Here is a 24147-nt window from a genome sequence, read left to right as displayed (position 1 = left end):
AATTATATACATATTCACACAGATTACAATTTACGATTTGGGGCATAACCGTTGCTTATTTTACATAATTCCCATATATGTTGTGTATTTCGAACATAAACGACTCATTATTTAAAATTGTAATGTTAAAAAATTGAAGGAGATGATAATGATGAGACAAGACAAAAAGTCGTCTACGCCTACAGATCCTCGTATTCTGAGAACGAGACAGCTCATTCGTGATGCCTTTGTTGATTTGCTGCAAGAGATGGATATTGAGAAGTTATCCGTTAATCGGATAGCCGAACGAGCAACCATTAACCGGGTAACCTTTTATCTGCATTACCGTGATATTACAGATATGATGGAGAAGATGGCCGACGAGATGATTGAACAGATTGAAGGGATTGTTCAAGAGCATGGTGCTTTATTTGAGAATGAAGCCAATGAGGATGAACCCTGGCCGGTGCTTGTCAAATTGCTTGAGCATTTTGCTGACAATTCCAAATTTTATAAAGTGGTGCTTGCTTCCAAGCGAACACCGATATTTACCGAAGGGTTATTGAAATTGTTAAGCAAACTGGTTACCGCCAAAATTGAAAAAATGGAAAGCCATAGCCCGCTTGCTAATGTAGGCATTCATAAGGAAATTGCGATCTGGTATGGGTCATCTGCATTAATCGGTACAATTGTCGCGTGGCTTCGTTCAGACATGCCGTATTCGCCACATTTTCTAGCCAAGCAATTCTCGCTAATTCGATCGCATAGCTACAAGGATTTAATATAGTTATAATGAGTGAAGTGATCTAGGAAGGGAATGTAATAATGAAGAAAGTTATCGTAGTAGGTTCAGGTATACTTGGCGCAGCGACGGCTTATCAATTGGCCAAATTAGGGGCAGACGTACAGATCGTTGACCGAAAGGATGTTGGGCAAGCAACGGATGCCGCCGCTGGTATCATCTGTCCCTGGTTATCCCAACGGCGTAATCAAGATTGGTATCAGCTTGCCAAAGCCGGCGCCCGTTTTTATCCGGGATTAATTGAAGAATTAGAACGTGAAGGGGAAACGGAAACGGGCTATGCAAGAGTTGGCGCTCTCAGCATCCATCAGGATATAGAGAAAATTCATAAGATGGAAGAACGGGCAGAGCAACGAAAGGTGGACGCACCCGAGATCGGAGATATCATTCGAATGGATGAGGCAGAGACTCTCGCGAGCTTCCCGCTACTCGAACAAGGCTATCATTCTCTTTATATTAGCGGAGCTGCTCGAATTGATGGACGTGCACTGCGTGATGCATTGATTCGATCTGCACAGAGACACGGCGCAGTTGTTATTGAAGGAGATGCTTCGCTGTTGTACGAGGAAACACGTGTAAGCGGCGTGCATGTGAACGGACAAAATTTAATAGCCGATACGGTCGTTGTCTGTGCAGGCGCATGGGCGCAATCGATATTAAGACCATTGGGCATGGAATTTAAAGTTAGCTTCCAGAAGGCGCAGATTATGCATCTACAGGTTGCGGATCATCATGATGCGGGCAAATGGCCAGTTGTCATGCCACCTACGGATCAATATTTACTTACATTTGACCAACAGAAAGTTGTTATTGGAGCGACACACGAGAACGAAATTGAAGGATACGACACAAGGGTAACGCCAGGTGGGATGCAGGAAATTTTACAGAAGGGGCTAGAGCTGGCACCGGGACTTGCAGATAGCACATTTGATGAAGTCCGTGTTGGCTTCAGACCGTTCACACCGGGATTCCTCCCCGTGCTTGGTGAAGTACCTGGATGGTCAGGCATTATCGCGGCCAATGGACTCGGCGCATCGGGACTAACGATGGGGCCATTCATCGGCAGTCAATTAGCCAAATTAGCACTGGATATGGAGCTGGACATCAACATTGAGCCATATAGCCTCGATCATGCTGTGGAGCCTATTTCATCGTAATGTGAATCTCTCAAATATTGTGAAATGAGGTGTACTATGACGTATTCACAGCGATCCACTCACGCCGCTGCTTCGTCTGATATAACGTATTTGGAGTATCAGATCGGCCAGACGGAAGAGCATTTGAAGGAAGCGGAAGAAGTTATAGAGGTGAAAAAGCAACAACTCGAACAACATCGTGCCGCAGCATCACAGGATCGAGAGGCATACGCAACACTTGAAACCCAACTAATAGATGAGATTGTCCAGCAACAATCTGTGATTGAAACTATTGGCAAACGTCTGGCGGAGCTGGAGGAGGAATTAGCTTTACTCGGTGATTAAATCTTACGACTGAGAAAGTCGCCATCAGGCGACTTTTTCTTGTAACATTCAACTAAATTGACGACAAAGAGGTGACTGGATATGAAGAGATATGATGGGCAGCGAATCTACATTCGTTTTTTAAGTGTGGCAGATGCGCGAGATATGTTGAATCTACAGACAAGAAATCGGGAGATATTTGAAAAGATAACGGCTAGTGAACGAACTGAGGCTTACTATACAATGGAAGGTCAAATATCTTTATTGGAGAAATGGACGCAGGCAAGGGAGGATGGAACAAGATATTCCTTTGGCATTTTCCTTCGTTCCACGGACGAGCTCATTGGAGAGGTGTCAATGTTCGAAATTGAGCTGAATATGGCGAAAAAATGGATTGTGGGTTATGTCCTAGACCAACATCATAACGGTCAAGGCTACATGAGCGAAGCGCTGCAGCAGTTATTTGACTTTTCGTTGAACGAACTATGCATTGAGTGCCTGGAAGCAGGTGCATTACCAGATAATATAGGCTCGATCAGGGTTCTTGAGAAAGCTGGCTTTAGGCAAACAGGGGTTCAGTCCATTGTAGTTCATGGAATGTTGAAAGAGCATGTTATGTATGCCATTACATTGAAGCCATCTGTAGATTGAAATATATGGAATAAAATTGTTGACAGGAGAGTGACTAAGAATGATTCGTCGTTTTTTCTCATATTACCGCCCGTATAAGAAACTGTTTATGATCGACTTTGGTTGTGCGGTCGTTGCGGGGCTGCTCGAACTAGCTTTTCCGCTAGCAGTGAGCAAATTTATTAATGATCTGCTACCAGGTCAGGATTGGCCCTTGATCTTACTTGCTTCCATTGCATTACTTGCTATCTACGCACTAAATACCGTTCTGAATTATGTTGTTACCTATTGGGGACATATGTTAGGAATTAATATTGAAACAAATATGCGTGCCAAAATGTTTGCCCATTTACAAAAGCTTTCCTTCCGTTTCTTCGATAATCGTAAGACAGGTCATCTCATTGGTCATCTCACGAACGATCTGAATGATATTGGGGAGGTTGCTCACCATGGCCCCGAAGATGTTTTTATCGCAATCATGACGCTAATCGGCTCGTTCTCACTTATGGCTTATATTAATCTGGAGCTTGCGCTATTAACGTTTATTATTATCCCGTTCATGGGATGGATTATTATTGTGTTCGGTGGACGCATGACGAAGACTTATCGACGTCTATTCGGCGATGTAGGTAATTTTAATGCTCGCATCGAAGATAACGTTGGTGGGATTCGTGTTGTACAATCATTTGCCAATGAAGAGCATGAGAAGAAACTCTTTTCGGTAGATAACGAGAATTTCCGTAAGACCAAGCTGTTAGCCTACAAAACGATGGCAAAAAGCATTTCAGTAAGTTATATGTTGATGCGACTGGTAACGGTGTTTGTTATGGTGTGCGGTGCTTGGTTCTTCATTGAAGGCAAAATTGATATGGGTGAATTCATGGCATTTTTATTGCTGTCAAATATTTTCTTCCGCCCAATTGAGAAGATTAATGCTGTTATTGAGAGTTATCCGAAGGGCATTGCAGGGTTCAAACGTTACCTGGAGATCATCGACACGGAACCCGAGATTGCAGATGCCAAAAATGCGGTCGAACTAACCGATGTGCGTGGTGATATTCGCTTCGAGCATGTATCGTTCGGTTATGAAGACAGCCGCCGAATACTTAACGATATTAGCCTTACTGTCAAACCAGGGGAGACCGTTGCATTCGTTGGTCCTTCCGGAGCAGGGAAAACAACCATCTGTAGCTTGCTTCCACGCTTCTATGAGGTACAGGAAGGGCGAATCACAGTGGATGGAACGGATATTCGAGAGGTAAAGTTGGAATCGTTACGCAGACAGATCGGGATTGTGCAGCAAGATGTATTCCTTTTCTCGGGTACCATTAAGGAAAATATTGCGTACGGTGATCTATCTGCAACGGATGATCAGATCTGGGATGCTGCGCGTCGTGCTTCCTTGGAAGAGCTCATTCTAAGTCTCCCGGATGGCATGGATACCGTCATTGGTGAACGAGGAGTCAAGCTGTCAGGAGGACAGAAGCAACGTTTGTCGATCGCGCGTATGTTCTTGAAGAATCCGCCGATTCTTATTCTGGATGAAGCAACTTCTGCACTAGATACGGAAACGGAAGCGTTGATCCAGAAATCTCTAGCTGAGCTCTCCGTAGGTAGAACAACCCTTGTTATTGCGCACCGATTGACTACGATACAAAATGCTGACCGCATCATCGTTGTGAACGCAGACGGAATTGCTGAGCAAGGGAGTCATCAGGAGCTTGTTGCAGCCGGAGGCATTTACAGTCGATTACACCAAGTGCAATATAGCCATTCATAAGCATGAGTAAGAATGATACGAGCATAAATAGTGTATGAATGAATGAACAAATGATTATGTGATCGAATGACCACACCGCGCATATCGCGCGGTTTTTTTCTTGTCTAAAACTTTGAACTATAGACATGCACTATGGGCTGAGTATAACTCCCAATACAGAATCATCCAATATAGCCTAAAGTTTGATCCTACACATCGTTACCAATTAGATCGTATTTTTCTCTTAGCTTTTTGATATCGGCTCTCGGTGGTGAACCAAACATTCGAGAGTATTCGCGACTAAACTGTGAGGCGCTCTCATAACCAACTCGATAGGCTACATCCGCGGCATCTGCCGATTCAGCTAACAGGATTCGACGTGCTTCCTGTAATCGCATCTGCTTCTGAAACTGGATTGGGCTCATCGCTGTAATTTCTTTGAAGTGGCGATGGAAAGAAGAAACGCTCATCCGTGCTTTCTCTGCAAGATCTTCGATTCGAAAGGATTGCTCCCAATGGCGAATTATATATTCAATGGATTCTCTGATCCGATAGGTACTGCTGTCTTCAACGGCAATCTGCGCTAATTCGTTCCCATACGAACCCCGCAGAAGCCGATACAAGATCTCTTTCGTATATAGCGGAGCAAGGAACGGGATTTCTTCCGGCGTTTCCAGCAGACGAACCAGACGAATAACGGCATCATGAATGGAGGCTTCCATCTGACCTACAAACAAGGCACGTCTCGCGTTTTCTGTTGCTTTTACTTTCAGATCACATTCGTTCAGGACTTCAAGAATTTGATTCGGTGTAAACTCCAATTTGAGACTGAGGTAAGGCATCTCAGGTGATGCTTTGATGACCTGACCGACTACAGGCAGATTCATGGATGCTATAAGGTAATTAGAAGGACCATATTCGAATCTCTCCTGTGCGAGCAAAATTTCTTTCTTTCCCTGGGCGATGATACAGAACGAAGGGTTGTAAACTCTGTATTGAGGTTCTGTAAGTTTGGAGTAGTGAAAGAAGAAAAGCGAAGGGATGATCGTTTTAATGGAGCCCTTCAGAAGGGTGTGACGTTTAATCATCTCGGTCAGTTCCATATGCTGCTGCTCTAAATTTCTTTCGGACATTCGAATCCTCCTTACACGTTGGTCAGGCTTTATTATATGTGATAATGAACTACAGTAATAGTAGCGTTGATAGGATTAGGCAATGATTTAAGAGGAACAAGATACCTTTACTAACCTTTTGTTCAGCATACGAATGCTCAGGTTATTATTTTGTCGAAGAAGGAAAGTGGGGTGAAAGTATTGAAAAGAGTAGTATGAGTTCATTAGTCAGGGAGGTAATGATGACAATGGAAGTTCCCCACATTCAGGAGCATTTGCTTGACGACGAAACAATTCACTTTCTGACATCCAAATCGGAATATGACCACAAACGGTTTGAACATATGACACTTGCCAATCAGGAGGCGACCAAGGTTTCCTTTGAGAAGGTGTGGTTCAAAAACGTCATTATATCGGAATCCAGTTTAGAGCATTGTGAATTTACAGATGTGATTTTTGAAAATTGTGATTTCTCTAATGTTAATCTCGCGAATGCCTTCATCCACCGTGTACATTGGAAAAATTGTAAACTCATCGGAACCGATTTCTCAGATAGTCGATTGAAAAATGTTATCTTCTCCAATAGCCTGATAGATTATGCGAATTTCCGATTTTCCAACATGAAGCATGTTGCATGGGAAGATTGTTCGCTCATCAGTACAGATCTTAGTTATCTGGTCTCTGAGCAAATTCAGTTTAGCCGTTGTAAGATGGATCAAGCCTTAATGCATGGTACCAAGTTGAATGGTGTTAACCTAAGTACCTGTGATTTTGATGTAATCGGTGTAGACATCGAAAATCTGAAAGGGTGTGTAATCTCGCCTTATCAGGCGTCAACCTTTGTTGGTTTGTTAGGTATGATTATTCAGTAATTATTATATTATTGACTGCATAGTCAAGAACTGATAAATTAGACACATGAGTAGACCAAGAGAATTTGATGCTGATGTGGTATTGCAGCAGTCTATGGAAGTTTTTTGGCGTCAAGGCTACAGAGCAACCTCTTATGAGGATCTCACACGCATGACAGGCGTCAAGAAACAAAGCTTGTACTGTGTGTTTAGTGACAAGCGTTCGTTGTTCCTGAAGGCGCTGGCGCTGTACCGTGAACAAGCTATTGCCAAGTTGAAAGAGATTGAGGCTGCACACTCATCTCCTCTTGACCAGCTAGATGCGATTCGCCATTCTTTAGTTGAGCATGAAGCTAGCTGCCAAGGCTGCCTGATGATGAATGCTTCACTTGAATTTGGAGTAGAGGATGAGCAGGTTGCCCATCAGATTGAACTTATGTTCGAAGAGAGCCGAGAGGTACTAGAGAAGATCATCCTGAAGGGTCAAGAGCAGCACTTAATATCCAGTCGGTTCACCAGTAGTGAGCTTGCTGCTTATCTTAACAACACCATAGCCGGTGCAAGGGTTATGGGTAAATCGGGTTCATCCCGTGAAGAGATCGAGACGGTTCTGCGTACGTCATTTGGCATGATCGTTTCTTGATCTTTTTTTGCTTCATTCTTGACTGTGTAGTCAAAATAAAAAAACGAATGTGTGGAGGTAATCATGAATAATTCTCAAACCGTAGAAGCGTTGTTTCAACCTATCGAGCTTGGATCGTTGAAGTTGTCTAATCGAATTGTAATGGCTCCGATGACTCGTCAGTTTTCCCCGGACGGGATTCCAGGTGAGAACGTTGCAGGGTATTACCGCCGCAGAGCAGAGAATGCAGTAGGTCTTATCGTGACCGAAGGAACAATTATTAATCATCCGGACGCATCCAATCAGGCGAATATACCTCACTTCTATGGTGAAGATGCTTTGAAAGGTTGGGCTCAGGTTGTATCTGAGGTACACGAAGCGGGTGGTCGAATTATTCCTCAGATCTGGCATATGGGAGCGAAAGGTCATGTGAATGACTATTCGGAAGCTGATATTGCTACAATTGTACGTGAATTCGCACAAGCTGCTACTGAAGCGAAACGACTTGGATTTGATGGCATCGAGCTTCATGGAGCACATGGTTATCTGATTGATCAATTCCTATATGAGAAAACCAATTCACGCACAGACCGATACGGTGGAGATATGATGTCCCGCACGCGTTTTGCGGTTGAAGTCATTGAGGCTTGCCGCGAAGCTGTAGGACCAGAATTCCCGATCGTGCTTCGTTTATCCCAGTGGAAGTCAGATGATTATCAAGCGAAACTTGCTGAGACACCTGCATTGCTGGAACAACTTCTGGCACCGTTAGTTCAAGCGGGTGTTGATATTTTCCACTGCTCTACACGTCGTTTCTGGGAGCCGGAATTCGAAGGTTCTGAGCTGAATTTTGCTGGATGGACCAAAAAGCTCACTGGTAAACCAACCATTACCGTGGGATCGATTGGTCTTGACGGAGATTTCACAAGTTTGTTCACAGAAGGTAAGGGAGCTGGCAACGTCGGTATCGACGGTTTGGTTCAACGCCTTCAGAACAATGAGTTCGACTTGGTAGCTATTGGTCGTGCGCTTCTGGTCGATCCTGCATGGGCTAAGAAAATTCAAGAAGGCCGTATAGATGATCTGATCCCCTTCACAAGAGAAGCGTTGACTGAGCTGTCTTAATTAGAATTTTTGTAATTATAATTTACTGATTTACTGATCTAATCACTATCTTTTGTACCAAAAGATATGCTTATCAAGCAGTGGCCGACCACAGACGTGGTTACCACTGCTGTTTTTATTTTTACGAAAGAAGTTCAATATTCAGTATCAACGATTCATCAAAAGTTGACCTCGTCCAATTTATTTTGACCTCTATCACAATTTTTCGGCAGTCAGATTAAGTTTCGCTTGATTCAAAACGTTTCTCTAGACCCACACAATATGCGAGTGATAAGATCATACAGCGAACGAGAAGATGCGGAAACAGGAGGTTTCAAAAAAGATGGATCAGGTAAAGTATGACAACTTAAAATTGGGAGAAAAGGGCGCAATCATCAGTATTATTGCTTACATATGTTTAACTGCAATTAAGATGATTATTGGATATACATCTAACTCTGAGGCTCTAAAAGCCGACGGTTTAAATAATGCCACAGATATTGTTGCCTCTATAGCCGTACTGGTCGGATTGAGACTGGCTCAGCGGCCAGCAGATAATGACCATACGTACGGACATTGGAAAGCTGAAACCGTAGCTTCACTCGTGGCTTCATTTATTATGATGGTCGTTGGTCTGCAGGTGTTGTACGAAGCAGCATCCTCCATATTCGAAGGGAAAAGCGAATCTCCTGATCTCATTGCAGCTTGGACAGGCATCGTATGTGCTGCGGTGATGTATTTTGTTTACAGATACAATAAGAGACTAGCGCTCAAAATCAAGAGTCAGGCTGTTATGGCAGCGGCGAAGGATAATATCTCAGATGCTTGGGTCAGTGTTGGAACGGTGATCGGTATTGTGGGTTCTCAATTTGGCTTGCCATGGCTTGATCCTTTGACAGCTGTCCTTGTAGGTCTACTCATCTGCAAAACGGCATGGGGAATCTTCCGTGAAGCAACACATCATCTGACAGATGGATTTGACGAATCCTTGATTATTGCGTATCGAGATACGATCTCGAATGTAGACGGAGTAGACGAAGTTAGAGATCTGAGAGCACGTAATTATGGAAACAACGCGGTGGTGGATGTGGTTATCGTTGTTCGAGCAGACATGGATATTCAGACAGCGCACGACATTTCAACAAATGTAGAAGATGAAATGTTCAGAGAATACGATGTGTACACCGTTCATGTTCATGTCGAACCGGGAGTAGAGGACTCTGGCAAAGATAATACGGAATATCATTATTCAAAAGAAGCAAATGGTTAGTGAGGATGCGCTTCACTTAAGCAGCATTGAATATAAAAGATAATCATCTTTTAAAATGTAGTTACGAAGTCGCCATATGGCGGCTTTTTTTCATTGAGCGGTTAAGAACGGATACGGTATTCACAGTTTTTTCGACAAGTAGTGTACAGCTAGATTCAATATGAATATACTGGAATATATCCATAATGATTCCTATGGGTTGTAGATTCAAAGTATGAATTAACCAGAGAGTTATTCCCGAATGAGGAGGTGTAATTGTGTTCATCTTTACGTGTGCCAATCATAGTCCACCATGTGGAGAATAAAATTAAGTATATTATTCATTACACTGCATGGGGAGGATTAATAGAGTGATTACGAATAGAAGTATAGCTTTATCCATTGTATTTTCGATTATAACGTGCGGGTTATATGGGATCTATTGGTTCTATACGATTACAGAAGATGTGAGCAAACTTAGTGGAGATCGAGATTTCACCGGGGTTAAACATCTGTTATTGACACTCGTGACTTGTGGAATCTGGAGTTACATATGGTCATATCAATTAGGTAAACATTTAGAAGTAGTTCATTACCAACGGAGACAATACAGTCAGGATCAATCGGTTCTGTACCTGGTTCTGATGCTTTTTGGTATGGGCATTATTACTTATGCTTTGGCTCAATCTGAGATCAACAAATATGCGCATGCGCCTCATCATTACTAATTCTTCTGTTTGCAAAAAGGTGCTTGGGACGATAGGGATTGGTGGAGCCGGATATCTGTATTTAAAGGTATGGCTACCTCTTACGGGAATTGGCATTCCATGTGTATTCCATGAGGTTACGGGGCTTTACTGCCCAGGGTGTGGAATTACTCGTTCACTTGGGGCTATGTTACGATTAGATATTCACGACGCTTTTCGATACAATATGTTAATTTTTATATTAGCTCCGCTATATCTTGTGTATATGGTGGCTGTGAAGAAGGACTGGGTTAACACGAAAAATGTGCTATTGTACAGCATGTTAGGTCTAACCATCTCATTTGGTATTCTTCGTAATATCCCTTTATTCAGTTGGATGGAGCCAACCAGTCTCATATAGATGAAACCAATAAACGAGCAAACAACCGTTTATGTGTATCATCACTTATCTAAATAACGTTTACAGAACAAGGTAGCCACGGGTTGGTTGCCTTGTTTTTATTTGCCCCTGAGAAGCTTATAGCACAGAACATTTAAATTGATATAGAATACGATCCGAAATATTAAGAAAAATAAAAGCTTTACAACATCAATTAAATTGTGTACAATTCAATTGTAAGCAAAAAAATAACGAATAATAAAAAACATTTGCAGAGGAGCTTATACAATGAAAACTTTATATGAAACTTCAGTGATTAATACCGGTGGACGTCAAGGTGTCGTTCAATCTCCAGATACTGTGTTTATGCTTGATGTGGCTGCACCACCTGAGCTTGGAGGCAAAGTGACTACAGCTACGAATCCTGAGCAATTGTTTGCGGCTGGTTATAGCGCATGCTTCAATTCGGCGCTTGAATATCAACTGAAGAAACACAATGTAAGCATTGAAAAAAGCACTGTAACTGCAACGGTAATGCTTCAGACCGATCCTTCAGATAACGGTGTTAAGCTGGAAGTTGAGCTTGAAGTGAGAATTGACGGATTGGATGAGGAGCAGGCACAAAAATTCGTAAAACTTGCCCATGACTACTGTCCATATTCCAAAGCCATCAGAGGCAATGTGAATGTAACTGTAAACCTGGACTAAGCCTTAGGAAGTCTGGTGATTGAGAGTAATACCATTGTCAAAAATACGATACAAGAGTTATACCTGAACCAAGGTACTAACCTTTGACTATAGCGTGAGAACACATAACACCTTCAGGAGAATGAATCCTTGTCGTAAGATAAGGGAACCCTCTTGAAGGTGTTTTGTATTGTAATTAATCCTCATAGGAGGATTAGGCAATCATTTGATATAAATGAGATAACGTTCTGGCTCTCTTTTGGTACATAATAAAGACATGACGAGTTATACATCCAACTGAAGGAGTGAATGATTACATGGAATACGTAAAACTTGGGAATACGGGACTGGATGTTTCGAGACTGTGTCTTGGTTGTATGGGATTTGGGGATGCGAACAAATGGATACATTCATGGGTGCTTGATGAAGCAAATAGTCGGCCAATCATTCAGAAGGCAGTCGAGATGGGTATTAACTTTTTTGACACGGCCAATGTATATTCTATTGGGGCAAGCGAAGAGATACTTGGACGAGCGCTCAAAGATTATGCCAATCGGGATGAGATCGTCATCGCTACGAAAGTCCATGGACGTATGCATCAAGGTCCTAACGGTGGAGGGCTGTCACGTAAAGCGATTATTAGTGAACTTGATAAAAGTCTTAAACGGTTGGGCACGGATTACGTTGACTTGTACCAGATTCATCGCTGGGACTATGATACACCCATTGAAGAAACGATGGAGGCGCTTCATGATGTGGTGAAGGCTGGAAAAGTGAGATATATTGGCGCTTCTGCAATGTATTCATGGCAGTTCTTGAAAGCATTGCATGTGGCCGAAGTGCACGGCTGGACTCGGTTCGTTTCCATGCAGAATCATCTCAATCTTCTATATCGCGAAGAAGAAAGAGAGATGCTTCCTTTATGTAGGGAGGAGAAGATCGGTGTTATTCCTTACAGCCCGCTGGCATCAGGTAGACTGACTAGAGATCCAGAGACAACAACCGAGCGATCCGAGACAGATCACATCCAGAAATCCAAATATGACGCAACCATTGAAACAGATCGTGTGATTGTGGAACGTGTTGCAGAACTTGCTGACAGATATGAAGTACCTCGGGCTCAAATTGCGCTTGCTTGGTTACTACAGAAACAACCGGTGGCGGCTCCAATTATCGGTGCCACAAAAATCTCGCATCTGGATAATGCCATTGGTGCATTGTCAGTGAAGTTGACGTCTGAAGAAATTTCATTCCTGGAAGAACCATATGTACCACATGCCGTTGTAGGTGCTGTGTAACTTTTAACTGGACAATCCCAATATGATATTACACGAAAGGTCGCCGAATTGGCGGCCTTTTGCTGTTCCATGTTACTGATAATTGAAAGGGGAAACTGATTACACTAGGTCTTTAGCATAACAGCTGTCAATTGTTGCGATTAATGAAGATGATTCCAAATATAATGGAAGACTTGATTTATTCCATATTCAGCCTATAATTAAAATACATTTAAAAAGTATTATAAATATAAAATTTGTTAAAATTAAAGGAGTTATTATAACGATGGAATCGATCATTAAGACAGAAAAACAGAAGATGCTGGATGGTGAGTTATACAATGCTGCTGACCCTGAACTGAGTCAAGAAAGAGAGCAGATCCGTAGAATGACGCGGTTGTACAATCAGACGACAGAGTCTGATGGAGAGATTCGTGTTAAGATGTTAAAAGAAATGTTGGGGTCAACGGGTGATTATCTATATATGGAGCCTAGTATCCATTTTGATTATGGCTATAACATCCATGTTGGCAACCACTTCTACACCAATTTTAACTGTACGATTCTCGATGTCTGTGAAGTGCGAATCGGAGATCATTGCCTAATGGGACCTGATGTACATATCTATACGGCTGCACACCCACTGGATCCTATTCAACGTGCAGCTGGACCGGAGTATGGTAAGCCAGTTACCATCGGTAACAATGTCTGGATTGGAGGTAGAGCGATTATCAATCCTGGCGTGAACGTGGGTCATAATGTCGTTATCGCCTCAGGTTCGGTTGTGACGAAGGATGTTCCAGATAATGTCGTGGTTGGTGGCAATCCCGCTCGGATTATTAAGGAAATCGAAGTGCAGACTGATTCAGAGTAGTTAACCCCATGAATATTGAATGGAGTGAAGACAATGAATGAAGAACAGCAAGAAATGATAACTCAAATACGTGAGAATCCCGTTGGCGCTGATTCAGCGCTGAAACCAAGCTCCAGTTTCTCTGTACAACGTCAAGAAGTATTCATTCCTACCTCTGTTGGTGATACTCGTGTCTTGATTTATACTCCTACGCCTGAATCAGGCGAGCCATTACCTGTGTTTATAAACATGCATGGTGGTGGTTTTATTGCGGGTAACGCTGATGGGGATGATCCATGGTGCCCACTGATTGCGCAAGAAGCACGTTGTGTAGTGATCAACATCGATTACCGTTTGGCTCCAGAGCACAAGTTTCCAACGGCTGTTCATGAATGTTATGACGTAGCGATGTGGGTGCATGAGCATCCAGAAGACTTCGGAATCCATGCAAGGAAGCTAGCCATTGGCGGACATAGTGCAGGAGGTAACCTAGCAGCGGCTGTGTGTTTGTTGAACAAGCAGCGAGGGCATCAACTGCCATTTGTATTGCAGATACTGGACTATCCGCCACTTGATCTGCATACTGATCCTGCACTGAAGCCCAGCTTCCCCGAAGCGATTCCAGCGGAAGCGGCTCGGATGTTTAACGCAATGTATTTGGAAAATCCAGCCGATGCTCAAAACCCTTTAGCTTCACCTGTGTTCGCCGAGTCTCTTGAGGGTCTGCCGGAGGCTCTAATTATTACTGCGAGCAAGGATTCACTTGCTGCCGAAGCAAGAGACTATGCAGATCAACTTAAACAGCAAGGTGTGAAGGTTCATTTCAAGCAATATGAAGACGTGCCACATGGTTTCACACATCATGGAGATATAGCTATCGCAGAAGATGCTTGGTATCTAATGTGCGATAAGCTGAAAGATGCATTTTCAAGTATCGACCCAGAATAGGCCATTACCATATCGGATCAAAGTTAACAGACGTGAAGTCAATTTCGCGTCTGTTTTGTTTTATCTAAGTAATTGAACATATTAACTAAGTTAGTCACGTCCTTCGATATTGCGGTCAACGAGCGAGTGGGATGTCCTCAAATGAAACGTATTGGTTAGGCTCAACTTCTTGGTACACTCGAATGCGCGTAACAGTGAAAGTTGGGAAAGGGGCTAACACATGTGTTGATGTGAGCCGCATCTCTTCAATTTCGGATTCTTCCATTCCCCAATGGGTCTGGCCTAACGTTAAATGAGGATGGAAAGCATCCATTTCGAAATATCGTTTGATAAGCTCTGGTGAAGGGGCTATGGTGTCTACGAGTAATTGGTGAAAATCATATATTTCTTTGGATCGCACACCAAGAAAAACAACCTCATTACCGAATGTCGATGGCTCTGTAAGAGTTAGCTGAAAACGTTGTGTGGTCGAGCATACTATTTTTACTTTTTCGAGCCAGGTTAGATCCTCTGTAAGTCCACCTTGAGCCTTCACTGTGATGTGAGGCTCAGCAACTTCGTTAAGCTGATGATGCTTCCAACGATTACGAAATGAAGTGATCTGATTCTTGTATTCGACTGGAGGAACGATACCGATAAAATACTGCACGTAGGCACCATCTTTCTAAAATTATATTAGGATGATGCAATCATACCACCTTACCGTACCTAATATCCCTTCTTTAATTCAAAAAGGTTAGTTGACTTCTTATACACGGTTGAAATATGATATAATCAAATGATAGTAATAACTATCAAATGTTTATAGATGAATATCAAGCATCACCTCTTAATACAAAAGCTTCGAAAGATCAAAAAAGGGGATGAAGACGATGTTGATACAAAACGCACTGGGTAAAACAACCTTTTCTAATGAGGTCGTATCCAAAATTATTAGCAAGACGATCAGTATGACCGAGGGTGTTGGCTCATTGTCTACCGGGATTGTGGAGTCACTTGCACAAAAATTGACTGGCAACCGAATATATAACGGCATCGAACTACGAGAACAAGATACAGGGTTAGATATTGAATTAAGTGTGATTGTGCGATATGGGCTTCGTATGCAGGAAGTGTGCAGAGATCTGCAGGAGAATGTAAGAGTAGCCGTAGAGAATTTCACAGGATTACCGATTAGTACAGTTCATATCAAGATTGAAGGTATTGATCTTGCTACCCAGTAAGTGGAAAACAGCAACAAAGCGGCGCGAGCGGCGAAGCAACGAGATAATATTCGTTTCATATTTGTTGATAGGAGTGATTCATATGACCACCATTTCCATCGTACAAGCTAATCCACATTCACTTGCAGGGGCTAAACTTAATTTAATGGCTGTAGGAGATCTTGCACATACCATAGCGGGGTCAAGCAGCCAGAGCGTCGTTGATGCTACCTTCCGTAAGTTATGGAAATCTAAAAATAATCGATTCAGTCATGAATATGCCTATGAGGCGAAGATGGGTGATTCAACACTCGGAATGATTACCTGTTTACCGATTACGGTACTGGATAAGCTGGTCAGCTCTACAATAAAACAACTTTTTTCATATCGAAAACTAGCTCTAATTGGTTATAGTTTGTTACATCCGAGCGCATTATTATCTACGATTACATTAAAGGAAGGATTTGCAGGCGAGTTCCATATTGCAACACTTGCCGCTATGCCCGAGAGCAGAGGGATGGGAATTGGTTCACAGCTTATTCATCATGCTGAAGCACAAGCGATCATGCAAGGTTTCAACCTATGTTCACTCACTGTGAAAAAAGAAAATCATCTTGCGGCCAAACTATATACCAGACTCGGCTATGAGGTCACATCAGAAGTAAATAAACCCTCGGTCTCCCTATACAGAATGGTGAAAAAACTGAAATAATGCATAGCTCAAGGATGGTATCCCTAGATTATGGTATAATTGACAATGAGATGTGAACACAATAAAAAGCATATTTCCCCTGAGGTGTACGAAAATGAAAAAAGAATTGTCATCTATGAAACAAACTCGGCTAAACTCCATACTTGATGAAGCAACCAAGCTACTTATTGAGAAGCCCAATGCTTCCATGAATGATATCGCTGACGCGGCGGGCATTGGCATTGCAACGTTGCATCGGTATGTGGAGAGCAGGGAACAGCTCATGATTCATCTGGGATTCCGTGCCATTGAAGTCGTCAGTGCGAAGATTCTGGAGTTCCCGCTGACCGAAGAGACCTGCGAGGATTATTTCCCGAATTTAATTGAAGCCCTCATTCCACTTGGAGATAAGATTTATTTCCTGGGACATGATTCCTCCGTTAACTATAATCCGGATATTGAAGGCGCTGATCAAAAGCTGAGAGAGCCTGTGTTAGAAGCGGTTAGTATGCTGCAACAAAGAGGGTACTTCCGTCAGGATGTGAATCGTAATTGGATCATTGATGTATTATATTCAATTCTTTTTCTCACATGGCAGCAAGTGATTGATGGACATATCGCTAGAAAATCGGCTGCAGCACTCGTGGTTGATACGTTCTATAATGGTTTTAGGGCTCGATGAAGCAAGCCTTCATTCGTAGCGACATAGAAGCACAATACGTCACTGATTGTCAGCAAAATAACCTCTGAAGATGTGTAATCATCAATCAGAGGCTATTTGTCGTTATAAGTGCGTGTTCAAAAAGAGCGGTTTTCAGTATCAAGAAGATGGGATGAAGATAGAAATGGAGTAGCGGAGCGTAGGCAAAACTACGTGAGCAATGGACATTTCGGCTGAATCCCAGATTCGACGCTGAGATGCCACTCGCGCATCCTTCGTAATCAAAAGCGGACTTTTTGAACAACCTCTATGAGTGAGTTAAATAAATCAACGATTAGTTGAGTGTGTATCATATACTCCTTCTTGACTATAGTTTTATATAAAACTAAAATGGAGAAATGAATGAAAATGTTATTCTGTCGCTGGTTGGTCGTATACATCGTCATGGCAATCGTTTTATTGAAAGTGAATTAAGGAAAAGGAATATTAATGATATTGCACCGTCTCATGGGGATATTCTGTTTCGTTTGTATCAGCAGGATAATCTTACGATGCAAGAGCTGTCCAAGCTGATTGATCGCGACAAGTCAACTGTAACGGTTCTGGTCGATAAACTTGTGAAAAGAGGGTACATTCACAAAGAGAAGGATCTGAAGGATACGCGGATTTATCGTTTATCTCTCACAGCGAAAGGGCATGATCTGCGGGAAGAGTTTGAGGAGATATCCCATCATCTTATTGACAAGATCTATGAGAAGTTCTCTTTAGATGAAAAGAAAACGGTAATGAGTTTACTTCAAAAGATCGAATTTTAATCGAATGAATTATTTCGCTATATTAGACATGACATGATAAAGGGAGAAGCTGTAATGAATGCGAATTATCAACAACGGATAGACCAGGCTAAAGCTGCTATTCAAGAGGCAGATTATATTTTGCTAGGAGGAGGAGCGGGGCTATCGGCTGCTGCAGGTATCACTTTTACTGGGAAGCGGTTTACAGATTACTTCGGTGATTTTATTGAAAAATATGGATTCACGGATCTGTATAGCTCAGGCTTTTATCCTTTTGAGACACAGGAAGACAAGTGGGCTTATTGGGCGAGACATATCCAATTGAATCGATACGACACAGGCACAACGCAACTCTATCTGGATTTGTATGATTTGGTGAAGGAGAAGCAGCATTTTGTAATTTCGACTAACGTGGAGAGCCAATTCGAGAAAGCAGGGTTTGCTTCCGATGCCATATTTGAGATTCAAGGAAACTATGGTTATCTGCAATGTGAGAGAGGATGCCATGCTACACTGTATGATAATGAAGAGCTTGTGAAGAAAATGGTAGCTCAGACGGTTGATTGCAAAATACCAACATCTCTTGTTCCCAACTGTCCTGTCTGTGGGGGAGCTATGGATGTAAACCTGCGGATTAACGAATACTTTGTCCAGGATGAGCAATGGCATATGTCCGAGAGATTGTATCGTAGCTTTTTGCAAACTTCTGAGAACTTGAACGTAGTCTACATGGAACTTGGTGTTGGATTCAATACACCTGGCATTATCCGCTATCCGTTTGAACGAATGACGTACCATAATGAGCGTGCCACACTAATTCGTCTTAACAGAGATGAGCCAGCAGGTATTGCAGAGAATCAACATAAAACCATTGCTTTTACAGAGGATATGAGTCAGGTATTCCGAGATATAGAAAGAGGGAATACCTAGATGAACCAATTACCCCAGAGTGCATATGCAGATAAAATTCAGTTAAAAACCACATATGTACCCTATCCTCCAACAGAAGTGTCAAAAGAGGAAGTCGTTAATACGTTATTAACACAGCTCCTTGAGGAATTCGATGATCTTCAGCATATGTCTATTCCATCGATGTATGCAGATAAGAGGGAACTGTTCAGAGGCCTCATGAATTTAAGAAAACCAGCGCCGATTCCAGTTGCATTCCAGAGAGGGATCGATTCCCTTTTGCAAAAGGAGTTAGAAGAAAAAGTTGTTGTTCGAAGCGATGAGCTGAAGCCGATATCACATCTTATTCCTGACGCTTCCATCGAACATGCAGACCAACTCGTTGTGTGGCAAGGAGACATTACGCAGCTCCAAGCAGACGCTATCGTGAATGCAGCGAATGAATATATGCTGGGCTGCTTTCAACCGTTACATGCTTGTATCGATAATGCCATTCATTCCGCCGCAGGGCCACTGCTACGAGAAGACTGCAATGTAATCATGTCTATTCAGAATGAGACTGAAGCGACGGGAGGAGCCAAAATTACACGTGCGTATCATTTACCTGCGACGTATGTTCTACACACAGTGGGTCCTATTGTTCCGCACGGAACACAACTGACTAAACATCAACAGGAGGAGCTTGCTTCCTGTTATATGTCCTGTCTGGAGCTTGCGCATGAAGTAGATGATATTAGAACAGTAGCGTTTTGCTCCATTTCTACAGGTGTATTTGGATTTCCTAAGGTGGAAGCTTCGAATATAGCTGTTAGAACTGTACAGCAGTGGTTAGATGCTCATCCTGATCATCACTTTGAACAGATTATTTTTAACGTGTTTAGTCAGGAAGATTATGAACAGTACATGCGGGTTTTTCAAGCCATGACAAGGGGGTAACAGACACGTGAAAACCACGGAAATCTTAGCTAAGCAGATATTGACAGAAGCCAAAGGCTACTTAAACGTGGGATTCACGCATTCACTCAATCCATATAGTGGTTGTGCCTTCTCATGTCAATATTGTTATGTTCGGGAAATGCCGATTCAGAGGTTTAAGGATATTCCATGGGGAGAATGGGTCGATGTTAAAATAAACGCCGCTGAAAACTATGCAAAAGAATGGAAAAAGCTTCGTTCCAAGAACAAATCAATCCATTTATTTATGTCTTCAGCGACAGATCCTTATCAGCCAATTGAACGCAATGCCCAGATCACACGCGGTGTACTGGAAGCTATGATGGATTGTCCCCCGGATCATCTTCAGATCCAAACGCGCAGTCCCTTGGTTACGCGTGATATTGATCTGATTAAGGAGCTAACTCAGCGAAGTAATGTGATCGTTTCGATGACCGTGGAGACTGATCGAGAGGATGTAAAACAAATATTTGCGCCTTATGCACCTGGAATTCGACTACGAATGAAGGCCCTACAGGAGATGCATCAGGCAGGAATACCTACGCAAGCTTCGATTTCGCCCGTGTTACCGTTCACTCCAGATTTTCCCAAGAAGCTGCTAGGTATCGTGGATCATATCTGGATTGATACGTTGAACATTGGCGATGGTGCAAGTGGTAGACGATCCAAGTCGCTTGGCATGCCTGAACTTTTTAAGGAACATGATCTGGAGAAATGGTATCGTCTCAACATACACCGGAGTGTGGAAAAGTATTTCAAAACATTTTTCCCTGAAGAGATGGTTCGTGTTTCCAAGGAAGAAGCCTTCTTAGGCTAAAAAAATCATTATAGATGTAGGCGCTATATAGTGGCTTATGAAAATATCAGGTCAGCCAGTAACTACTGGTTGGCCTTTTTTTGTGCTCCTTATGATATAAGAATATAGTCCATCAACTACCGACTTTCGTTAATTGTATAAAGGCGAGTGAATCGTTAAATTAAATCTATAATTACAAAGGAGGATCAGGCTATGAATACCAATGATTCATCATCGGCTGTATCTAATCAGGTTCGGGTTTGGGAGGAAAAAGTTGAAATCCCTACCTACGGAACGGGTAAACCTGACAAGAATCCCATGTTCCTGGAGAAGCGAGTATACCAGGGGAGCTCTGGACGAGTATATCCACTTCCGGTTATTGATAAGATCCTGGATGAAAAAGTATCTCAAACCTATTCAATGGCTGTTCTCGAAAATGAATATGTTCGAATCGAAATCATGCCGGAAATTGGCGGTCGAATCTACCGTGCATTAGATAAAACAAACAATTATGATTTCGTTTATTATAACCGTGTCATTAAACCGGCACTTGTTGGACTTGCTGGGCCATGGATTTCAGGAGGCATTGAGTTTAACTGGCCGCAGCATCATCGACCTAATACATTTGGGGCTGTACAGCACACGGTTACGGAGAACCAAGATGGTAGCGCTACCGTGTGGGTTAGTGAGATCGATCGAATGTACGGTACTAAAGTGACGACAGGTTTCACATTGCATCCAGGCAAAGCTTATATCGAAATTACTGCACAGATGTACAATCGTACGTCTGAACCGCAAACGTTCTTATGGTGGGCGAACCCTGCCGTTGCGGTGAATGATCATACACAAACGGTATTTCCTCCAGATGTGACAGCCGTGTTTGATCACGGCAAACGAGATGTGTCGAAATTCCCTATTGCTACAGGTACGTATTACAAAATGGATTATTCTGAGGGTGTCGATATCTCTAGATACAAAAATATACCGGTTCCCACTTCATACATGGCGTACAAGTCTGACTATAATTTTGTGGGAGGCTATGACCATAGCGTTCAAGCAGGACTGCTCCATGTAGCCAATCATCATGTATCTCCAGGTAAGAAGCAATGGACATGGGGGAATGGCGAATTCGGTCAAGCTTGGGATCGAAGCTTAACGGATGAAGATGGACCGTACATTGAGTTGATGACTGGTGTATTCACCGACAACCAACCTGATTTTACATGGCTGCAGCCATATGAAGAAAAGTCATTTACCCAGTATTTTATGCCTTACAAAAATATCGGAGTTGTTAAGAACGCTTCCATCGATGCAGCAGTGAATTTGGAAGTGGATGAAGCGCTACGAGTTGCGACAGTCATGGCCTATGCAACATCTGTATTTGAAGGCGCAACAGTCGAATTAAAAGGGCATAAGCGTACGTATGTAACGGAGAGTGTAACCCTTTCTCCAACGTCGACTTATAAATCGGTGGTTACCTTGGATGAAGGAGATCAACCGCATGACTTAACTTTAACAGTAAGGGATTCTGAACAGAACATACTCATCAGCTATAGACCAGCCAAGCCATCCATTGAACAGATTCCAGATGCCGCGAAGCCACTGCCTCTTCCAGAAGAGCTGAAAAGCACAGAACAATTGTATCTTGCCGGACTTCATTTAGAGCAATACCGACATGCTACCTTCGAACCGGAAGACTACTATCAGGAAGGATTAAGAAGAGATCGTACTGACATTCGTCTGAATGTCGCTTACGGTACACTGTTGCTTCGAAGAGGAGAACTGGAAGAGGCGGAAACCCATTTCCGTACGGCTATCCAATCATTGACCTGGCGCAACCCGAATCCTTACGATAGTGAAGCTTACTACCAACTTGGCTTAACGCTTCGACTTCAAGAACGGAATGAAGAAGCCTTCAAGGCATTTTATAAGGCCGTGTGGTCTTCAGCTTATCAGGACAGTGGTTACTATGCATTAGGCCAGATTGCATCCGAGCGGGGAGCATATCTAGAAGCGCTAGATCTCGTAGAACGTTCACTGGTTCGTAATGCTAGAAACTACAAATCAAGATTGGTGAAAACGGCGCTGCTTCGCAAATTAGGTCGTCACGAAGAGGCCATTGCCTTTGCCGAAGAAACGTTAACGATGGATATTGCCGATTTCGGTGCGAGATACGAAAAATTCATGAATCTTGAAGCAAAAGCTAAAAGTGAGGAGGCTCATGCCGTACAAACAGAGCTCTACCAGTTCATGCGAGATGATGCACATAACTTCTTAAATATGGCTTGGGATTATGCAGGAAGTGGCTTTTTCGAGGAAGCAGCTCATGTGTTAGAAGAAATACGTTCGTTACAGGGTGGATCGACATATCCGATGGTTCATTACACATTAGCTTATGTCTATGACAAGTTGGGACAGAGCGATAAAGCAGGGCAAGAACGTAACCTTGGAGAGAAGGCTGCACCGGATTATTGTTTCCCAAATAGCCTGTTCGATCTGAGCGTATTGTTGCATACCGTTAACCAAAATCCATCAGATAGTAAAGCGCATTATTATCTAGCCAACCTTTATTATGATAAAAAACGAGCTGAAGATGCCATTAAGCATTGGGAAATCTCTATCAGTCTTAACAGTACATTCGCAACAGCGCATCGTAATCTGGCCTTGGCTTATTACAATAAACAAAGTGATGCAGAAGCTTCATTGAAATCGCTTAACCAGGCTTTTGAATGTGATCAACAAGATGCCCGCGTGTTTTATGAGTTAGATCAGTTATATAAAAAGATTGGCGTTTCTGCACAAGAACGGTTAACGAAACTTCAGAAACATATGCATCTTGTCGAACATCGTGACGACCTGTATCTCGAATATATTACTTTGCTGAATACTTTGGGCGAACATAATGAAGCCTTGTCATTGTTGTTGGGTCGACGTTTCCATCCTTGGGAAGGGGGAGAAGGGAAAACGACAGGACAATATACACTTGCGCTAGTTGAGCTTGCCAAGCAGGAGAACAAGCGCAAATCGTATCACGAGGCTGTTTCGCTTCTACAACGGGCGTTCCATTATCCTGAGAATCTGGGTGAAGGTAAACTGGAAGGCGCGCAAGAAAACAATGTACATTATGAACTGGGTCTTGCTTATCAGGGACTTGGACAACAAGAAGAGGCCATTGTTCATTGGAAACTTGCCTCAGAGGGATTAGAAGAACCTGCTAGTGCGATGTATTATAATGATCAGCCGCCAGAGATGATATTCTATCAAGGGCTTGCGTGGGATCAGTTGAATAATTCAAAAGAAGCAAAGCGTCGCTTCAACAAGCTGATTGATTACGCCGAAAGACATCTGTTTGATGATGTTAAAATTGATTACTTTGCCGTATCGTTACCTGATTTTCTAGTATTTGAAGACGATCTGAACAAGCGTAATCAAACTCACTGCCTGTTCATGCTGGGTCTTGGATTACTGGGTCTTGGTAAAAAAGAAGAGGCCAAAAAACGATTTAATGAAGCAATACAGTTGGAGCCTAACCACCAGGGAGCGAGAATTCACCTGGAATTATGCTGAGTCTTTAATATTTGAGGTAGGAGAGGCAGCCAATCATCGTGATGGGCTGCCTTTGTCGAGCTTATAGTCAGATGATTTGAATAATGATCGAGGGTCAGCGATGGAATAATTATTTCTTCGTAGGAAGGAGTGACGAGTTTGTATAAAGCCAGTT

Annotated in this window: 25 protein-coding genes; 23 read left to right on the top strand and 2 right to left on the bottom strand. The window is 42.7% G+C overall.

Features of this window, described 5'->3' with window-relative positions; translation table 11 throughout:
* Positions 1–151 precede the first annotated feature (151 nt).
* The 5 genes from M3636_RS09225 to M3636_RS09205 all read left to right on the top strand — a co-directional run bounded on the left by M3636_RS09225 (position 152) and on the right by M3636_RS09205 (position 4651).
* Positions 152–766 carry a TetR/AcrR family transcriptional regulator gene (locus M3636_RS09225; RefSeq protein ID WP_251382512.1) on the top strand — a complete coding sequence of 205 codons (615 nt, stop codon included), beginning with the start codon at positions 152–154 and terminating at the stop codon, positions 764–766.
* Positions 767–804: 38 nt separating this feature from the next.
* On the top strand, positions 805–1938 hold the full coding sequence (locus M3636_RS09220) for an NAD(P)/FAD-dependent oxidoreductase (protein ID WP_251382226.1): 1134 nt from the start codon (positions 805–807) through the stop codon (positions 1936–1938).
* A gap of 36 nt (positions 1939–1974) precedes the next feature.
* A complete protein-coding gene (locus tag M3636_RS09215; RefSeq protein ID WP_251382225.1) occupies positions 1975–2262 on the top strand; it encodes a hypothetical protein in 288 nt (95 codons plus the stop codon).
* 81 nt (positions 2263–2343) lie between these two features.
* A complete protein-coding gene (locus tag M3636_RS09210; protein ID WP_251382224.1) occupies positions 2344–2892 on the top strand; it encodes a GNAT family N-acetyltransferase in 549 nt (182 codons plus the stop codon).
* Between the two features lie 40 nt (positions 2893–2932).
* Positions 2933–4651, top strand: coding sequence for an ABC transporter ATP-binding protein (locus tag M3636_RS09205; protein WP_251382223.1), 1719 nt, complete (start codon positions 2933–2935; stop codon positions 4649–4651).
* Between the two features lie 188 nt (positions 4652–4839).
* Here M3636_RS09205 and M3636_RS09200 read toward each other — a convergent pair whose 3' ends face one another.
* Complete coding sequence (locus M3636_RS09200; RefSeq protein ID WP_128102348.1) at positions 4840–5763, bottom strand: AraC family transcriptional regulator; 924 nt, start codon at positions 5761–5763, stop codon at positions 4840–4842.
* 218 nt (positions 5764–5981) lie between these two features.
* Between M3636_RS09200 and M3636_RS09195 the strand changes: the two genes are divergently transcribed.
* From M3636_RS09195 to M3636_RS09150, 10 genes are all read left to right on the top strand, one after another.
* Positions 5982–6614: a pentapeptide repeat-containing protein gene (locus M3636_RS09195; protein ID WP_353056276.1), complete on the top strand. Its 633-nt coding sequence runs from the start codon at positions 5982–5984 to the stop codon at positions 6612–6614.
* 46 nt (positions 6615–6660) lie between these two features.
* Positions 6661–7236 carry a TetR/AcrR family transcriptional regulator gene (locus tag M3636_RS09190; RefSeq protein WP_128102347.1) on the top strand — a complete coding sequence of 192 codons (576 nt, stop codon included), beginning with the start codon at positions 6661–6663 and terminating at the stop codon, positions 7234–7236.
* A gap of 63 nt (positions 7237–7299) precedes the next feature.
* Complete coding sequence (locus M3636_RS09185; RefSeq protein ID WP_174715298.1) at positions 7300–8340, top strand: NADH:flavin oxidoreductase; 1041 nt, start codon at positions 7300–7302, stop codon at positions 8338–8340.
* 322 nt (positions 8341–8662) lie between these two features.
* Positions 8663–9589, top strand: a complete 927-nt coding sequence (locus tag M3636_RS09180; protein WP_128102346.1) for a cation diffusion facilitator family transporter — start codon at positions 8663–8665, stop codon at positions 9587–9589.
* 350 nt (positions 9590–9939) lie between these two features.
* Positions 9940–10296, top strand: coding sequence for a DUF4234 domain-containing protein (locus M3636_RS09175; RefSeq protein ID WP_128102345.1), 357 nt, complete (start codon positions 9940–9942; stop codon positions 10294–10296).
* Positions 10241–10675, top strand: a complete 435-nt coding sequence (locus M3636_RS09170; RefSeq protein WP_353056275.1) for a DUF2752 domain-containing protein — start codon at positions 10241–10243, stop codon at positions 10673–10675. Before M3636_RS09175 ends, M3636_RS09170 begins: the two co-directional genes overlap by 56 nt.
* 267 nt (positions 10676–10942) lie before the next feature.
* Positions 10943–11362, top strand: a complete 420-nt coding sequence (locus tag M3636_RS09165; protein ID WP_128102344.1) for an organic hydroperoxide resistance protein — start codon at positions 10943–10945, stop codon at positions 11360–11362.
* 296 nt (positions 11363–11658) lie between these two features.
* Positions 11659–12639 carry an aldo/keto reductase gene (locus M3636_RS09160; protein WP_128102343.1) on the top strand — a complete coding sequence of 327 codons (981 nt, stop codon included), beginning with the start codon at positions 11659–11661 and terminating at the stop codon, positions 12637–12639.
* Between the two features lie 265 nt (positions 12640–12904).
* Positions 12905–13492, top strand: coding sequence for a sugar O-acetyltransferase (locus M3636_RS09155; RefSeq protein ID WP_217363751.1), 588 nt, complete (start codon positions 12905–12907; stop codon positions 13490–13492).
* 33 nt (positions 13493–13525) lie between these two features.
* Positions 13526–14419 carry an alpha/beta hydrolase gene (locus M3636_RS09150; protein ID WP_128102342.1) on the top strand — a complete coding sequence of 298 codons (894 nt, stop codon included), beginning with the start codon at positions 13526–13528 and terminating at the stop codon, positions 14417–14419.
* Between the two features lie 115 nt (positions 14420–14534).
* On the opposite strand, the gene M3636_RS09145 is transcribed toward M3636_RS09150, so the two are convergent.
* Complete coding sequence (locus tag M3636_RS09145) at positions 14535–15068, bottom strand: 2'-5' RNA ligase family protein (protein ID WP_251382222.1); 534 nt, start codon at positions 15066–15068, stop codon at positions 14535–14537.
* A 223-nt stretch (positions 15069–15291) separates the two neighbouring features.
* Here M3636_RS09145 and M3636_RS09140 point away from each other — a divergent pair, with 223 nt between their 5' ends.
* The 8 genes from M3636_RS09140 to M3636_RS09105 all read left to right on the top strand — a co-directional run bounded on the left by M3636_RS09140 (position 15292) and on the right by M3636_RS09105 (position 23993).
* Complete coding sequence (locus M3636_RS09140; protein ID WP_128102341.1) at positions 15292–15642, top strand: Asp23/Gls24 family envelope stress response protein; 351 nt, start codon at positions 15292–15294, stop codon at positions 15640–15642.
* Positions 15643–15724: 82 nt separating this feature from the next.
* On the top strand, positions 15725–16333 hold the full coding sequence (locus tag M3636_RS09135) for a GNAT family N-acetyltransferase (protein ID WP_251382221.1): 609 nt from the start codon (positions 15725–15727) through the stop codon (positions 16331–16333).
* A 94-nt stretch (positions 16334–16427) separates the two neighbouring features.
* Positions 16428–16994 (top strand): TetR/AcrR family transcriptional regulator, encoded by a 567-nt coding sequence (locus M3636_RS09130; protein WP_251382220.1) that lies wholly within the window; start codon positions 16428–16430, stop codon positions 16992–16994.
* Positions 16995–17371: 377 nt separating this feature from the next.
* The gene (locus M3636_RS09125; RefSeq protein ID WP_145408625.1) at positions 17372–17788 is read left to right on the top strand and encodes a MarR family winged helix-turn-helix transcriptional regulator; all 417 of its coding nucleotides are present in this window, start codon (positions 17372–17374) and stop codon (positions 17786–17788) included.
* A gap of 54 nt (positions 17789–17842) precedes the next feature.
* On the top strand, positions 17843–18697 hold the full coding sequence (locus M3636_RS09120) for an SIR2 family NAD-dependent protein deacylase (RefSeq protein WP_251382219.1): 855 nt from the start codon (positions 17843–17845) through the stop codon (positions 18695–18697).
* Complete coding sequence (locus M3636_RS09115) at positions 18698–19612, top strand: protein-ADP-ribose hydrolase (RefSeq protein WP_251382218.1); 915 nt, start codon at positions 18698–18700, stop codon at positions 19610–19612.
* A 7-nt stretch (positions 19613–19619) separates the two neighbouring features.
* On the top strand, positions 19620–20447 hold the full coding sequence (locus M3636_RS09110) for an SPL family radical SAM protein (protein ID WP_251382217.1): 828 nt from the start codon (positions 19620–19622) through the stop codon (positions 20445–20447).
* 192 nt (positions 20448–20639) lie between these two features.
* Positions 20640–23993 carry a tetratricopeptide repeat protein gene (locus M3636_RS09105; RefSeq protein ID WP_251382216.1) on the top strand — a complete coding sequence of 1118 codons (3354 nt, stop codon included), beginning with the start codon at positions 20640–20642 and terminating at the stop codon, positions 23991–23993.
* Positions 23994–24147: the final 154 nt, after the last annotated feature.

The sequence above is a fragment of the Paenibacillus sp. MER 99-2 genome (genome assembly GCF_023714095.1).
Lineage (GTDB): Bacteria > Bacillota > Bacilli > Paenibacillales > Paenibacillaceae > Paenibacillus.
This window is presented reverse-complemented; position numbering and strand designations above follow the sequence as displayed.

Bases quoted from the DNA above. Each gene is read 5' to 3' on its own strand.
- M3636_RS09120 (WP_251382219.1), top strand. From the start codon at position 17,843: ATGAATGCGAATTATCAACAACGGATAGACCAGGCTAAAGCTGCTATT.
- M3636_RS09180 (WP_128102346.1), top strand. From the start codon at position 8,663: ATGGATCAGGTAAAGTATGACAACTTAAAATTGGGAGAAAAGGGCGCA.
- M3636_RS09130 (WP_251382220.1), top strand. From the start codon at position 16,428: ATGAAAAAAGAATTGTCATCTATGAAACAAACTCGGCTAAACTCCATA.
- M3636_RS09150 (WP_128102342.1), top strand. From the start codon at position 13,526: ATGAATGAAGAACAGCAAGAAATGATAACTCAAATACGTGAGAATCCC.
- M3636_RS09225 (WP_251382512.1), top strand. From the start codon at position 152: ATGAGACAAGACAAAAAGTCGTCTACGCCTACAGATCCTCGTATTCTG.
- M3636_RS09210 (WP_251382224.1), top strand. From the start codon at position 2,344: ATGAAGAGATATGATGGGCAGCGAATCTACATTCGTTTTTTAAGTGTG.
- M3636_RS09170 (WP_353056275.1), top strand. From the start codon at position 10,241: ATGCTTTGGCTCAATCTGAGATCAACAAATATGCGCATGCGCCTCATC.
- M3636_RS09220 (WP_251382226.1), top strand. From the start codon at position 805: ATGAAGAAAGTTATCGTAGTAGGTTCAGGTATACTTGGCGCAGCGACG.
- M3636_RS09115 (WP_251382218.1), top strand. From the start codon at position 18,698: ATGAACCAATTACCCCAGAGTGCATATGCAGATAAAATTCAGTTAAAA.
- M3636_RS09195 (WP_353056276.1), top strand. From the start codon at position 5,982: ATGATGACAATGGAAGTTCCCCACATTCAGGAGCATTTGCTTGACGAC.
- M3636_RS09205 (WP_251382223.1), top strand. From the start codon at position 2,933: ATGATTCGTCGTTTTTTCTCATATTACCGCCCGTATAAGAAACTGTTT.
- M3636_RS09155 (WP_217363751.1), top strand. From the start codon at position 12,905: ATGGAATCGATCATTAAGACAGAAAAACAGAAGATGCTGGATGGTGAG.
- M3636_RS09185 (WP_174715298.1), top strand. From the start codon at position 7,300: ATGAATAATTCTCAAACCGTAGAAGCGTTGTTTCAACCTATCGAGCTT.
- M3636_RS09190 (WP_128102347.1), top strand. From the start codon at position 6,661: ATGAGTAGACCAAGAGAATTTGATGCTGATGTGGTATTGCAGCAGTCT.
- M3636_RS09200 (WP_128102348.1), bottom strand. From the start codon at position 5,763: ATGTCCGAAAGAAATTTAGAGCAGCAGCATATGGAACTGACCGAGATG.
- M3636_RS09160 (WP_128102343.1), top strand. From the start codon at position 11,659: ATGGAATACGTAAAACTTGGGAATACGGGACTGGATGTTTCGAGACTG.
- M3636_RS09125 (WP_145408625.1), top strand. From the start codon at position 17,372: ATGAATGAAAATGTTATTCTGTCGCTGGTTGGTCGTATACATCGTCAT.
- M3636_RS09135 (WP_251382221.1), top strand. From the start codon at position 15,725: ATGACCACCATTTCCATCGTACAAGCTAATCCACATTCACTTGCAGGG.
- M3636_RS09105 (WP_251382216.1), top strand. From the start codon at position 20,640: ATGAATACCAATGATTCATCATCGGCTGTATCTAATCAGGTTCGGGTT.
- M3636_RS09140 (WP_128102341.1), top strand. From the start codon at position 15,292: ATGTTGATACAAAACGCACTGGGTAAAACAACCTTTTCTAATGAGGTC.
- M3636_RS09215 (WP_251382225.1), top strand. From the start codon at position 1,975: ATGACGTATTCACAGCGATCCACTCACGCCGCTGCTTCGTCTGATATA.
- M3636_RS09165 (WP_128102344.1), top strand. From the start codon at position 10,943: ATGAAAACTTTATATGAAACTTCAGTGATTAATACCGGTGGACGTCAA.